This window comes from Geodermatophilaceae bacterium NBWT11 (assembly GCA_014218215.1).
Lineage (GTDB): Bacteria > Actinomycetota > Actinomycetes > Mycobacteriales > Geodermatophilaceae > Klenkia.
In genome coordinates, this window is sequence record CP043652.1 from 4,442,788 (window position 1) to 4,456,055 (window position 13,268).

Annotated in this window: 13 protein-coding genes and 1 pseudogene; 7 read left to right on the plus strand and 7 right to left on the minus strand. The window is 72.9% G+C overall.

Annotated elements, in window-relative coordinates:
- The first annotated feature begins 35 nt into the window (after positions 1 to 35).
- The 3 genes from F1C76_21545 (at position 36) to F1C76_21555 (ending at position 3,357) form a co-directional block, all read left to right on the plus strand.
- Positions 36 to 965, plus strand: a complete 930-nt coding sequence (locus F1C76_21545) for a hypothetical protein (GenBank protein ID QNG38774.1) — start codon at positions 36 to 38, stop codon at positions 963 to 965.
- Between the two features lie 29 nt (positions 966 to 994).
- Positions 995 to 2,125 (plus strand): 2-polyprenyl-6-methoxyphenol hydroxylase, encoded by a 1,131-nt coding sequence (locus F1C76_21550; GenBank protein QNG38775.1) that lies wholly within the window; start codon positions 995 to 997, stop codon positions 2,123 to 2,125.
- An 83-nt stretch (positions 2,126 to 2,208) separates the two neighbouring features.
- Entirely contained in the window at positions 2,209 to 3,357 is a 1,149-nt protein-coding gene (locus F1C76_21555) for an FAD-dependent monooxygenase (protein ID QNG38776.1), read from the plus strand.
- A 37-nt stretch (positions 3,358 to 3,394) separates the two neighbouring features.
- On the opposite strand, the gene F1C76_21560 is transcribed toward F1C76_21555, so the two are convergent.
- The 7 genes from F1C76_21560 to F1C76_21590 all read right to left on the minus strand — a co-directional run bounded on the left by F1C76_21560 (position 3,395) and on the right by F1C76_21590 (position 9,596).
- Entirely contained in the window at positions 3,395 to 4,069 is a 675-nt protein-coding gene (locus F1C76_21560; GenBank protein QNG38777.1) for a CoA transferase subunit B, read from the minus strand.
- Complete coding sequence (locus tag F1C76_21565; GenBank protein ID QNG38778.1) at positions 4,066 to 4,848, minus strand: CoA transferase subunit A; 783 nt, start codon at positions 4,846 to 4,848, stop codon at positions 4,066 to 4,068. The genes F1C76_21560 and F1C76_21565 overlap by 4 nt, the downstream gene beginning before the upstream one ends.
- Position 4,849: 1 nt before the next feature.
- Entirely contained in the window at positions 4,850 to 5,635 is a 786-nt protein-coding gene (locus tag F1C76_21570) for an SDR family oxidoreductase (GenBank protein ID QNG38779.1), read from the minus strand.
- Between the two features lies 1 nt (position 5,636).
- Positions 5,637 to 6,530, minus strand: coding sequence for a fumarylacetoacetate hydrolase family protein (locus F1C76_21575; protein ID QNG39463.1), 894 nt, complete (start codon positions 6,528 to 6,530; stop codon positions 5,637 to 5,639).
- 61 nt (positions 6,531 to 6,591) lie between these two features.
- Positions 6,592 to 7,575, minus strand: a complete 984-nt coding sequence (locus F1C76_21580; GenBank protein QNG39464.1) for a cyclase family protein — start codon at positions 7,573 to 7,575, stop codon at positions 6,592 to 6,594.
- Between the two features lie 11 nt (positions 7,576 to 7,586).
- On the minus strand, positions 7,587 to 8,609 hold the full coding sequence (locus F1C76_21585) for an amidohydrolase (protein QNG38780.1): 1,023 nt from the start codon (positions 8,607 to 8,609) through the stop codon (positions 7,587 to 7,589).
- A gap of 48 nt (positions 8,610 to 8,657) precedes the next feature.
- A complete protein-coding gene (locus tag F1C76_21590; GenBank protein ID QNG38781.1) occupies positions 8,658 to 9,596 on the minus strand; it encodes a LysR family transcriptional regulator in 939 nt (312 codons plus the stop codon).
- A 51-nt stretch (positions 9,597 to 9,647) separates the two neighbouring features.
- Between F1C76_21590 and F1C76_21595 the strand changes: the two genes are divergently transcribed.
- The 4 genes and pseudogenes from F1C76_21595 (at position 9,648) to F1C76_21610 (ending at position 13,190) form a co-directional block, all read left to right on the plus strand.
- On the plus strand, positions 9,648 to 10,490 hold the full coding sequence (locus F1C76_21595; protein QNG38782.1) for an ABC transporter ATP-binding protein: 843 nt from the start codon (positions 9,648 to 9,650) through the stop codon (positions 10,488 to 10,490).
- Positions 10,487 to 11,236 (plus strand): annotated as a pseudogene (locus F1C76_21600) (ABC transporter ATP-binding protein). Before F1C76_21595 ends, F1C76_21600 begins: the two are co-directional and overlap by 4 nt.
- On the plus strand, positions 11,233 to 12,114 hold the full coding sequence (locus tag F1C76_21605; protein QNG38783.1) for a branched-chain amino acid ABC transporter permease: 882 nt from the start codon (positions 11,233 to 11,235) through the stop codon (positions 12,112 to 12,114). Before F1C76_21600 ends, F1C76_21605 begins: the two are co-directional and overlap by 4 nt.
- Positions 12,114 to 13,190, plus strand: coding sequence for a branched-chain amino acid ABC transporter permease (locus F1C76_21610; protein QNG38784.1), 1,077 nt, complete (start codon positions 12,114 to 12,116; stop codon positions 13,188 to 13,190). The genes F1C76_21605 and F1C76_21610 overlap by 1 nt, the downstream gene beginning before the upstream one ends.
- Positions 13,191 to 13,268 lie beyond the last annotated feature (78 nt).

Sequence of the window (13,268 nt, forward strand, 5' to 3'; positions counted from 1 at the left end):
TCGGGACAGAGCCGCACGTCACACCGGAGGGCGCCATGAGCAGCCACATCGCCAAGCTCGGATACGTCGGGGTGCAGACCCCCCGCTACGAGGAGTTCCGCACCTGGGGTCCCGAGGTCCTGGGCTGCATGATCGGTCCCGACGGCGCGGACGGCGCCGTGCGTCTCAAGATCGACGACGCGGACTACCGGCTCTCGTTCCACCCCGGCGACGAGTACCGCTTCCTGTACGCGGGCTGGGAGGTGCTGAACCACCGCGACCTGGACGCCGCCGTCGCGCGCCTCGAGGACGCCGGTGCCAAGCCCCGCTTCGCCGACCAGGCGCTCGCCGACCAGCGCGGTGTCGACAAGCTGGTCCAGTTCGAGGACCCGTTCGGGCAGCCCCTCGAGCTGTTCTGCTACCAGGAGTCCAACTACTCGTTCTGGCACCCGCCGCGTCCGCACGCCGGCTTCGTCACCAAGGAGCAGGGACTCGGCCACGTCGTCTTCGCGGTGCCCGACGCCCGCAAGGCGGTCGACTTCTACATCGACGCCATGGGCTTCATCCCCAGCGAGATCCTGAAGATGAACGCGCCGCTCGGCGAGATGTGGTTCCTCCGGGTGAACCCCCGCCACCACAGCGTCGCCTTCCTCGAGGTGCCCAACTCGGTCGGCCTGCACCACGTCTACCTCGAGTCGGTCGACATCGACGACGTCGGCTACTCCTACTACGACGTGCTGGGCGGCGACGCCAACCCCGACCTGCAGATGGCCTTCGGCCGGCACATCGGGGACCAGGTCATCTCCTACTACATCCACACCGCCGGCGGCTTCATGATCGAGTACGGCTGGGGCGGCCTCGCCATCGACGACATGAGCAAGCGCTCGCCCAACAACCTCAACTTCCGCAACGGCAAGCGGCAGGAGATGTGGGGCCACAAGTTCCGCTTCCAGCCCAACGAGGCCGTCCACCCCTACGAGGCCTGACCGGCCACGACGGAGCTGAGGGACACACCATGCCTGCAGTGAGCAACGTCCTGGTCGTCGGCAGCGGTGCCGCCGGGGCCACCACCAGCATCCTGCTGTCCGACGCCGGGGTCGCCGTCGACCTCGTGGAGATCAAGCCCGAGGTGAGTGCCCTCGGTTCCGGGATCACGCTGCAGGGCAACGCGCTCCGGGTCCTCCGCCAGCTCGGCGTCCTCGAGGAGTGCCTGGAGCACGGGTTCCCGTTCTCCCAACTGGTCATCCGGGTGCCGGACCCGGCGGCGACGATCGTGGCCCGCGTGGACGACATCCCCTTCGGGGGCGCTGACCTGCCCTCGACCATGGGCATGTACCGACCCGAGCTGGCCCGGATCCTCATGGACCGCGCGGAGCGCGCCGGCGTGAAGACGCGGTACTCCACGACGATCGAGTCCCTCACGCAGGACGAGGACGGCGTCGACGTCACCTTCTCCGACGGCTCGTCGGGTCGGTACGACGTCGTCATCGGCGCCGACGGGCTGCGGTCCTGGACACGACGCATGCTCGAGATCCCCTTGGAGACCCATTCGGTCGGCATGGGTGCCTTCCGGATGTTCGGACCGAAACCCGCCGACATCACCGAGTTCCACGCGATCTTCGGCGGTCCCTCCTACATGGCGCTGGTCTGCCCCACCTCGGACACGACGGCCTACTGGTCCCTCGTCGAGACGGCGCGGGACCGGACCACGCAGACCCCCGAGGAACGGCTGGCCGACTTCATCGAGCTCAGCCGGCCCTACCACGGGCCCTGGGACGAGGTCCGGGCGTCCTTCGTCGACCCGGCGGACCTGAACTACACCTGGTTCGAGCACCACCTGCTCGACGCACCGTGGAACCGCGGTCGCGTGGTGCTGATCGGTGACGCGGTGCACACCTGTCCGCCCACCATCGCCCAGGGCGCGGCCATGGGGTTCGAGGACGCCGTCGTCCTGGCCGAGCTGCTGACCACCCGCTCCCGGGTCGACGACGACCTCTGGTCGGCCTTCACCGCCCGCCGCTTCGACCGGGTGCGGACCGTCGTCGAGGCCTCCATGGAGATGGCTCAGTGGAACCTCGACCACGTCCAGGGAGACGTCCCCGGGGTGACCCGCCGCGTCGCCGCCGCGGTCAGCACCCCCGCATGACCACCGAAGGAGAGACGACGATGTCCTGAGCAACTCCAGGCCCGCGCGGCCGGGTCGCCGTGCTCGGAGGCGGGCCGGCCGGCATGGCCACCGCCCTCTCCGTGCACCAGGCCGGCCACGACGTGGTCGTCTTCGAGCGCTACCCGGAAGCCCGACCCGCCGGCAACGTGCTCAACCTGTGGCCACCGCCGCTCAAGGCCCTGCGTCTGCTGGGCGTGGACACCCACGACCTCGGAGCGCCGTGCCAGACGGAGTTCCGCAGCAGCACCGGCAAGGTGCGGGCCGTCGTGAGGTCGTCGCCCGAGTTGGAGCAGGAGTACGGCCGTGGGGGAGGCTTCATCGGTCTGCTCCGACCCGAGCTCTACGAGCGCATGCTCGCTGCACTCCCCCCGGGCGTGCTGCGCACCAACCAGGTGGTCGAGCGGATCGAGCAAGACGACCGGGCGGTGACCCTCCACTTCGCCGACGGGACGACCCACGAGGCGGACGTGCTGATCGGCGCCGACGGGATCCACTCGCTGGTCAGGACGGCGCTGTGGGGTGAGACCCCGATCCGGGAGCACCGGCTGCACGCCATCGCGGGATTCACCTTCGCCGACGACATCGGCGGGGAGACGGGCATGTGCGTCATCAGCCACGACCGCCAGGTGCAGGGGAGCTGGACCTCGATCCGCAACAAGGGCCGGGACGGCTACCAGTGGTGGGTGCTGGAGGCCACCGACCCCGAAGCTCCCGCGCCCCCGGACCTGCTCGCCCGGGCCGCGGAGCTCGGCCGCAGGTTCCCGGCACCGCTCCCCCAGCTCATCGCCCGCACCGCGCCCCAGGACGTGCAGCGCTGGGTGCTCCGCGACCGCGGCTACCTCGACCAGTGGTCGAAGGGGCGGATCACGCTGGCCGGCGACGCGGCCCACGCCACGTCACCCTATGCGGCCTACGGGGCAGGCATGTCCATCGAGGACGGGTACTTCGTCGGCCGAGCGCTGCGCGGGGTCGACCTGACCGACCTCGCGGCGGTTCGACGGACCCTCCAGGCCTACGAGGACCCCCGCAAGCCGCACGTGAACTTCCAGGTCAAGATGGCCTGGGAGAACGGCCAGCGGTTCCACCATGCACCCAGGCTCGTACGCCCCATCCGGGACTTCGTGTTCGACCACACGCCCTTCCTGCAGAAGATCGTCGGTGACACGAACCCGAAGGAGATCAACACCCAGCTCGCCCTCATCACGGACTGACCGACGCGCCGATCTCGTCGGAGGTCCCGCCGGCCGATCACCGGTCGGCGGGACCACCCACCGGGATCTGCTGCAGATCATCAGCCACCTGCAGCGGTGCACCGGTCGCTGCCTGCACCTGCTCGACGGTGGTGCCCGGTGCCACTTCGCGCAGCACCAGACCGGTCGGTCCGACGTCGAGGACCGCCAGGTCCGTGACGACGCGGTGGACCACCCCGGCACCGGTCAAGGGCAGGCTGCAGCGCTGGACGAGCTTGGGTTCACCCCGCCTGGTGAGGTGCTCCATGGCGACCACGACCCGGCGGGCACCGTGCACCAGGTCCATCGCACCCCCCATGCCCTTGAGCGCCTGACCCGGGACGGTCCAGCTGGCGAGGTCCCCGCCCGCCGATACCTGCATGGCCCCGAGGACGGCGACGTCGAGGTGACCTCCGCGGATCATCGCGAACGACACCGAGGAGTCGAAGAACGCCGCCCCGGGCAGCACCGTCACGGTCTGCTTCCCCGCGTCGATGAGATCGGGGTCCTCGTCCCCGGGCACGGGGAAGCCGCCGACACCGAGGACCCCGTTCTCGCTGTGGAAGACGACGTCGACCCCCGGCGGCAGGAAGCCCGGCACCAGGGTGGGCAGCCCGATGCCGAGGTTGACGTAGCCGCCGTCGGGCAGCTCCAGCGCCACCCGGGCGGCCACCTGCTGCCGGGTCAGCGTCACCGGTCCACTCCCCACTCGTCGGGTCGGCCCTGCACGGTCAACCGGTCGATCCGCTTGGTGGTCCCGGCCGGGACCACCACGACCCGTTGAACGAAGACGCCGGGCAGGTGGACGTCGTCGGGGCCGATGTCACCCACCTCGACCAGCTCCTCCACCTCGGCGATCGTGACCCGGCCGGCCATGGCCGCGAGCGGGTTGAAGTTGCGGGCCGCCGCGTGGAAGACCAGGTTGCCGGCGCGGTCGCCCCGGGCGGCGTGCACCAGCGCGACGTCCGTGCGGGTGGCGTGCTCGAGCACGTGCGGGACGCCGTCGAAGACCTCGACCCGGCGGGGTGGGCTGGCCACCGCGACGGAGCCGTCGGGGGCGTACCGCCAGGGCAGTCCGCCCTCGGAGATCGGGGTGGCCACCCCGGCCCGGGTGAAGAAGGCGGCGATCCCCGACCCGCCGGCTCGCAGCCGCTCGGCCAGCGTGCCCTGGGGCACGAGCTCGAGCTCGACCTCCCCGGCCTGCCACCTCGCGGCCAGCACGGCGTTGTCGCCGACGTAGGAGGCGGTCACCCGGCGCAACCGCCCGGCGGCCAGCAGCGTGCCCAGCCCGTGGGCGGCGGTGCCGCAGTTGTTGCTCACCACCGACAGGTCGGTGGTGCCGGCCTCCAGGAGGGCCTGGATGAGGGTCGTGGGCAGTCCGCACGTGCCGAAGCCGCCGACGGCCAGGCTCGCCCCGTCCGGGATGTCGGCCACCGCGGACGCGGCGTCGGGCAGGACCTTGTCGACCGCCACGTCAGGTGCCCACCCGTTCGGTGAGCCGGCGGACCCCGGTCAACCAACGCTCTGGATCGGTCGCCTTCTGCACCCAGTAGTCGCCGACCTCGGGGTGCGGGAGGACGAGGAACCGGTCCTCGGCGAGCCCGTCGACCACCGACTGCGCGACGTCCTCCGGGGTGAGCACCGACCCCGAGGCCGCGACGACGGCCGCCGCGGCACTGCCCCCCTCCAGGGGGTCCAGCAGCAGCGGGGTGGCCACCCCGAGGGGGCAGACCACGCTGACGCCGATGCCCCGGCCGCCGTAGGTGACGGCCAGCCACTCGGCGAACGCCACCGCGCCGTGCTTGGTCACGGTGTAGGGCGCATCGCCCGGGGTGGTCAGCAAGCCGGCGGCCGAGGCCACGGAGAGCAGGTGCCCGCTGCCGCGCGCCAGCATGGACGGGAGCACCGCGCGTGCGGCGTGCACGTGGGCGAGCACGTTGACGGCGAAGACCTGCTCCCAGACCTCGGTGGGGGTCTCGACGCCGCCGCCGGAGAAGACCCCCGCGTTGGAGCAGAACAGGTCGACCCGGCCGTGCTCGGCCAGCGTCCGCTCGACGAGGGCGGCGACCGCGCCCTCGTCGGTCACGTCGGTCGTGTCCGCCGTCCCGCCGATCTCCTCGGCCACCCGCCGGGCGGCGGCGCCGTCCCGGTCGCTGACCACCACCTCTGCGGCGCCCTCGGCGGCGAACCGGCGTGCCAGCGCCGCACCGATCCCGCTGCCCGCCCCGGTGACCACCGCGACGGCGTCCTGCAGACGCACCTCAGCCCGCCCGGTGGAGACGTCGACGCCCGCGCGGCACCGGCTGCGGCTCGGGCCCGGCGACGACCCGGTTCTCGATGGCGCCCAGCTCCTCGACCTCGATCCGGACGACGTCGCCGGCGCGGAGCCAGTCCGGTGCGGTGTCGGGGTCGCTGCGCTTGAGCTCGGCCAGGCACCCGGTGCCGCAGGTGCCCGACCCCAGCACGTCCCCGGGCCGGACGACCGTGCCGAGGGAGGCATGGGCGACGAGCTCGGCGAAGGACCAGGCCATGTTCGAGGTGGTGTCCCCGCCGACCCGCTCGCCGTTGAGCCGCACCTCGGTCCGCAGCGCCAGCCGACCGTCCACCACCCGGTCGGCGAGCTCGTCCGCCGTGACCAGCCACGGCCCCAGGGTGATCGCTGCGTCCTTGGACTTCGACGGGCCCATCGGGAAGCGGAACTCGTGCACCTGCAGGTCACGCGCGGACCAGTCGTTGAACAGCGTGTAGCCCACGATGTGGTCGGCGGCCTGCTCCGGGGTCAGGTCCGAGCCGGCGACGCCGACGACCGCGGCCACCTCGAGCTCGTAGTCGTACTGCGTGACCGACGGCGGCAGCCGGACGTCGGCGTGGGGTGCCAGGACCGAGGCCGGGTTGGCGAAGTAGAACAGCGGCATCTCGTACCACTCGTCGGGCGGTGGGGCGCCGGTGAGCTCGGCCAGGTGGGCCTCGTAGGTGAGGAAGTCCCGCACGCTCGGCGGGTCCAGCAGGGCGCCGAAGGAGGCCTGGGCCACCTCGACGGCGTCGGCCGAGCGCGCTGCCCGGGTCGCCGCGTCGGCCAGCGCGGCCGGCCCACCCCGCACCACGTCGAGCAGGGTCGGCCCCGCCTCGAGCAGTCGCACCAGCCCGTCGGTCATCGACCCGTCCAGGACCCCGACCCGCGGTCCCCCGGCGCTGGTCAGCGTGGTCAGCCGCACGTCACTTCACCGCCACCGGGTTGACCGGCGAGCCGACGGCACCGGTGAAGGGCAGCGGCTGGGCGGCCAGCAGGAACTCGTAGACCCCGTCGGCGGCGCAGTCCGCAGCCAGGGCGTCGAGGTCCCACATCTCCCCCAGCAGCAGCCCGATGTGCGGGAGGGCGACCTGGTGCAGCGGCTGCATGGCCTCGGGCCACTCGTTGGGCCGGACCTCGACGCCCCAGGTGTCGGTGGCGATGGCGGCGATCTGGCTGCCGTGCAGCCAGCCCGCGGTCTGGAACGACAGGCCCGGCGCCGGCCCGCCGGCGTAGGCGCCCCACCCCTCCCCCGCCGCCAGCCGCCGGCGGACCCGGGTCAGCTGGCCGGTGCGGACGAGCACGATGTCGCCCCGGCGGACGGTGGCGGACTCCCCCTGCCGGCGGGCCGTCTCGTCGAGGTCGGCGCTGGTGATCGGGCAGCCGTCGGGGAGTTCGCCGTCCTCGCCCAGGGCCCGGCCCACGTCGAGCAGCACCCCGCGGCCGACCACCGGGGCGGCCAGCCGCTCGATGCCGGTGGCGACGTCGCCCTCGCTCGTCACGACCTCGCGGCCCAGCCGGCCGTTCCAGCCGATCCCGTGGTCGAAGACGTGACCGAGACCGTCCCACTGGGTGGAGCACTGCAGCGGCATGAAGACCGCGTCGTCAGCGACGGAGAGCCCGTGCGGGAGCCCCATCTGCTCGGGGGTGTCCATCCCCGTGCTCATCATGGTGTGCACCGGGTTGACGCGGCGCTTCCACCCGAACTGGGGGCCGTTCTCGTCGAAGGGCAGCGACAGGCTGAACGACGCACCGCGCCGTACGAGTGCGGCGGCCGCTGCCCGGATCGACTCGTCGAGGTGGTTGACGGTGCCGATGCCGTCCTCGGCCCCCCACCGGTCCCAGTTGCTGAAGAGCTTCGCCGAGCCGGCGATCGCCGCCTCGGGGTCGGTGCCGAACTCGGTGGTGATGTCGTAGCCGTTCACGAGGTCAGTCCCAGCAGTCGGGCAGCGTTGGCGCCGCGGATGGCATCGGTGGTGGAGGCGTCGAACCCGGCGGCCTCGAGGCGGTCGACGGGGTCCTCGACCCCCATGTCGAACGGGTAGTCGCTGCCGAGGGTGACCTGGCCGGGCCCCATGACCGCGACCAGGTGACGGAGCTGCTCGGGGGTGTAGACCAGCGAGTCGACCCAGGTCCGGCGCAGCAGCGCGGAGGGTGCCTCGGTGGTCGTGTGCGCATCGGCGCGGGCCGCCCAGGCGTGGTCGGCGCGCACGATCGACGATGCCAGGTACCCACCGCCGTGGGCCGACCAGACGCGCAGCCCGGGATGCCGTTCCAGCAGCCCGGAGAAGACCACCCGGGACAGCGCGAGGGCGGTCTCGGTCGGGTTGCCCACGCTGTTGAAGAGGTAGTAGTCGTCCAGCCGCGCTCCGAGGGTGCAGCCCCAGGGGTGGATGAGGACGGCCGTGCCGAGCTCGTCGGCGGTCGCCCAGAAGTCGGCCAGCGACGGGTCGTCCAGCTCCCGGCCGGGTCCAGCGGACGTCGAGATCTGGACACCGCGCACCCCGTGGTCGGCGACCGCCGCCCGCAGCTGGTCCACGGCCAGGTCGGGGTGTTGCAGGGACACCGTGCCGATGGGCAGCAGCCGCTCCGGCGCCCGGGCGCAGAACGCGGCCACCTCGGCGTTGCTCGCCGCTGTGTAGCGGGCCGCCAGCTCCCGGTCCGCCCACAGGTGCGGGACCGGGGACGCGCTGACCGCCTGCACGTCGACCCGGGCAGCATCCATCGCGGCCAGCCGCAGGTCCAGGTCCACCAGCTTCGGGCCGATCTCGGCGATCTGCCGCAGGTTCAGCTGGAGGGACGCCGAGCCCAGGGACTCGGCGTCGACCTGACGCTGCCGGGTCAGCCCGGGGCCCTCCAGCAAGGCGTCGGCAGCAGGGACGGCCAGGTGGGCGTGGACGTCGATGACGGGGGTCCGTGACGGAGCTGACACGTCGCCCAGCATCGATCGACGGGCGCCGGAACGGAACTACTCATCCGGTATGCCCGACATTCACGGGACGGATGGCACGCGGATCTCCGGGGTAGCTCGGTCCGCGAGCAGCAGACGCCGCAGCCACCGGTGCGCCGGGTCCCGATGGGCCGAGCGGTGCCAGTAGAGGCACTCCACGAGCGGTTCGACGAGGAACGGCACCGGGAGCACCTTCAGCCTGTAGCCCGGGCCGAGGCGGACCGCCAGACCGGCCGGCAGGAACCCGATCCGGTCGGTGCCCTCCACCAGCGCAGGTACCACCGAGAACGACTCGGCGTTGACCGAGCCGGTGGCGGCGATCCCGCGGACGGTGAGGAGCCGCTCGATGTGCGCCCCCGAACCGAGGTCGTGGAACAGCCCCACCAGCGAGCGGCCGACCAGGTCGGCCTCGGTCACCGTGGTCAGCGGGTCCTCCTCGCGCACGACCGCCACCCACGGCTCGGCGGAGAGTCCCTCGCTGGGGTAGCCGGTCAGGAATGCCTGCGGCGCCAGGAGCAGGTCCACCCGCCGCATCACGCTCTCGCTGTCCCGCACGAAGCCGTGGTCGATCTGGACCAGGTCGACCGTCACCCCCGGGGCGACGGTGCCCAGGTCGCGCAGCCGGGCACCGACCAGCGTCATCCCGTAATCGCTGGCCGCGATCCGGAAGGTCTGGACCGCGGTGCCGGGGTCGAAGGACGCCTGGATCCGCAGGGCGCGCTCCACCATCGTCAGCGCGGGCTCGACGGCGTGCTGCAGCTCCCTCGCCGTCGGCGTGAGGACCAGGCCGCGCCCCTCCCGGACCAGGAGCTCGTCGCCGAACTGCCGGCGGAGCCGGGCGAGGGCATTGCTCATCGCCGGCTGGCTCAGCCCGACGGTCTGCGCGGCGCGCGTCACGTTGCGCTCCTGCAGCAGGGCACGCAGCGAGACGAGCAGGTTGAGGTCGGCCCCGGCGAGGTTCACCGGCGCACCTTTTCGCATTCACCGAACAGATGGCCATCATCAGGAGGAACCATTTCTGTGTGACGTGGCATACGCCCTAGCTTGCCCGCTGTGACCCAGGCCATCGTCGAGGACGACTCCGTGCCCGACCCACCGCTCGGCCGTCCCCCCGCCCTGCGGGCCCGCGGGGTCGGTCTCTCCTTCGCCGGGCTCCGTGCGCTGGACGGGGTGGACTTCGAGCTGCCGGCAGGCGGGACGTCCGCCGTGATCGGCCCCAACGGCGCGGGCAAGACCACGCTGTTCAACTGCGTCAGCGGGCTCTACCGCTACGAGGGCGAGCTCAGCCTGTACGGCGAGGATCTCGGCCGGTCGCGCCCGCACCGCCGCGCCCAGCGGGGTGTCGCCCGGACGTTCCAGACCCCGGCGCTCCTGGACGCGGAATCGGCGCTGCACAACGTCGCCCTCGGCGCCGTGGCCCACAGCCGCGTGGGCGTCTGGGACTCGATCCTGGTGACACCCCGCCGGCGGCGGGAGGAGGCGGCCACCCTCGACGAGGCCTACGAACTGCTGGGCCGGCTCGGCATGTCCGCGGCGGCCGGCCGGCCGGTCGCCGGCCTCCCGCACGGCGACCGACGCCGGGTGGAGGTGGCCCGGGCGCTGATGGGCGCACCCCGACTGCTGCTGCTCGACGAGCCGGCTGCCGGTCTCGGCGCCGAGGAGTCCCGGGACCTGCTGCAGGAGGTCGAGGCCCACGTCGGCGGGGAGGGCACCGTGCTGCTGGTCGAGCACGACGTCGCCCTCGTCATGTCGGTGGCCCGACGGGTGGTGGTGCTCGAGTCGGGACGGGTGCTCACCGTCGGCACGCCGGACGAGGTCCGGGGCGACCCCCGCGTCGTCGAGGCCTACCTGGGCGCGTCCGAGGACCCGGCGTGAACGCCCTGCTCGAGGTGACGGGGCTGACCGCTGCCTACGGACGGGTCCCCGTGCTGCACGGTCTGGACCTCACCGTCGGCGAGGACGAGATCGTCGCCGTCCTCGGGGCGAACGGCGCAGGGAAGACCACCCTGCTGCGGGCCCTCTCCGGCGCGGTCCGCGCCCGGGGCGGGATCACCTTCGCCGGCGTCGACCTGACCCGGCTCCCGGCCCACCGGGTCGCCCGCGCCGGCATCGGGCACGTCCCGCAGGGCCGGGGCACGTTCACCGGGCTGACCGTGGAGGAGAACATCCGCCTGGGGTCGCTGTCCCGACCGCGCGCCGCCCGTGGCGCCGCCGCGGACGACCTCGCCCGCATCTACGAGACCTTCCCGGTGCTGGCCGACATGCGTCGGCGACCGGCCGGGGCCCTGTCCGGTGGCCAGCAGCAGATGCTGGCGCTGGGCCGTGCCCTGCTGGCCCGCCCCCGGCTGCTGCTGATCGACGAGCCGTCCCTGGGGCTGGCGCCGCTGACCTCCGCCGACGTGTTCGCGGTGCTGGCCCGGTTGCGCGAATAGTGGTCGCTGTCGGTGCTGCTCGCCGAGCAGAACGCCCGCGCGTCGCTGCGCGTGGCCGACCGCGGCATCGTGCTCGCCCGCGGCCGGGTGGTGGCTGCTGCCCCGGCCGCGGAGCTCGCCGCCGACCCCAGCCTGCACGCCGCCTACCTGGGCACCGCAGCCGACGACCCGGAAGGGGTCCACCCGTGACCGAGTTCCTCCAGCAGACCGCATCCGGTCTGACCACCGGCCTGGTCTACGCCGCCCTCGCCCTCGCCGTCGCCCTGGTCTTCCAGGGCACCGGCACCCTCAACTTCGCGCAGGGCGAGTTCGCCACCCTCGCGGCGTTCGTCGCCTTCGCGCTGAGCACGGCAGGGCTGTCCTGGTGGCTCGTGGTGCCGCTCGTCGTCGTCGCCGCCTTCGTGTTCGGCGCCGGCGTCGAGCGCGTGCTGGTCCGACCGGTCGAGAAGAGCGGCCCATTGGCCCTCCTCACCGTGACCGCCGCACTGCTGCTGGGCACCAACGCCGTGGTGGCCCTCGTCTGGGGCACCGACGTGCGCTCCGCCCCGTCCCCGTTCGGCGACGGGGCCCTGCAGCTCGGCCCGCTGACCTTCACGGCCCAGGCCCTGGGTGGCGGTGCGCTCGTGCTGGTGGCCATGGTGACCTGCGGGCTGGTCTTCCGGTTCACCCCGCTGGGGCTCCGGCTGCGAGCCGTGGCGGACAACCCCGAGTCGGCCAAGCTGCTCGGCATCTCGACCGGGCTGATGCTGGCCGTGGGTTGGGGCATCGCCGCCTCGGTCGGGGCGGTGGCCGGGCTCGTCGCCGCCCCCACGCTCGGGCTCTCCCCCGAGCTCATGACCAACGCACTGCTGCTCGCCCTGGCCGCAACCACCCTCGGCGGGTTCTCCAGCCGGCTGGGTGCTGTCGTGGGCGGGCTGCTCGTGGGCCTGCTCTCCAACTGGGCGAGCAGGTACGTCCCCGGCATCGGAGGAGACCTCCAACTCGTGGTCCCGTTCGCAGTGATCTTCCTCGTCCTGCTCGTCCGCCCCCAGGGTCTCCTCGGCCGTGCGACGACGGTGCGCGCCTGATGGCCGCCGTCGTCTCCGAGCCGCGCGGGGAGCACACCGACCGCGTGGACGTGGTCGCCACCGTCGGTCCCCGGCCCCGACCGGTGCCGCTGCTGCGCCGTCCGGTGACCTGGGCGTGGACGGCGTTGCTCGTCGTCGGCCTGGTCGTGCCCTTCCAGGTCAGCGACTACGACCTGTTCAAGGCCTCCCGGGTGCTGACCATCGCCATCGCCGTCGCCGGCCTCAACCTGCTCATCGGGAGAGCCGGCCAGATCAGCGCCGGCCACGGAGCCCTCTACGGTCTCGGCGCCTACACCGCGATGATCGCCGTCCGTGAGCTGGGGTGGTCCTGGCCCCTCGCCGTCGTGGCCGCGGTCGTGGTCTCCGGGGCGGTCGGGTGGCTCATCGGCCTCCCCGCACTCCGGGTCCGCGGGCTGAACCTGGGGCTGCTGACCATCGCCATCGCCGCCATCTTCCCGTTGCTGCTGGCCCGGTTCTCCGACCTCACCGGCGGGACGATCGGCCTGCAGCTGGCCGGCTCGCCGATCACCCCGCCGGCGGCCACCGGCCTCTCCGACGAGCAGTTCCAGTTCCTGCTGCTGGTCGTGGTGCTCGCCGTCGTGCTGGTGCTGCTGCGCAACCTGAGCACCGGTCCCTTCGGCCGGTCCATCGACGCACTCCGGGTGAACCCGCTGATGGCCAGGTCCGAGGGCGTGGACGTCAACCGCCTCACGCTGACGGTGTTCGGTGTCAGCTCGGCGGTGGCGGGGCTCGGCGGCGCCCTCGGCGGGCTGGTCCTGGCCTCGACGGTGCCCGACAGCTACTCGCTGTTCTTCTCCCTGGCCCTGCTGTCCGCGTGCGTGGTGGGCGGGTCCCGGACCTGGGCCGGCGCGCTCCTGGGCGCCGCGTTCATCGTCTACCTGCCCGACCTGATCAGCCAGCAGATCGGCTCCACCACCGGGGGTCAGTGGTCCCAGCTGGCCTACGCCGCAGCCCTCCTGCTGACGCTGTTCTTCCTGCCCGCAGGGGTGGCCGGCGGGATCGGGCGGCTCTTCGGCCGCCTGGCCGGCGGTGTCCAGCGCCGTCGACGCCCCTGATCCGTACCACCCCACACCGGGGCCGGCGACCGCCGTCCCTCCCGTCGCGCACTGCACCGTTGCAGTGGAGAGCGAGGT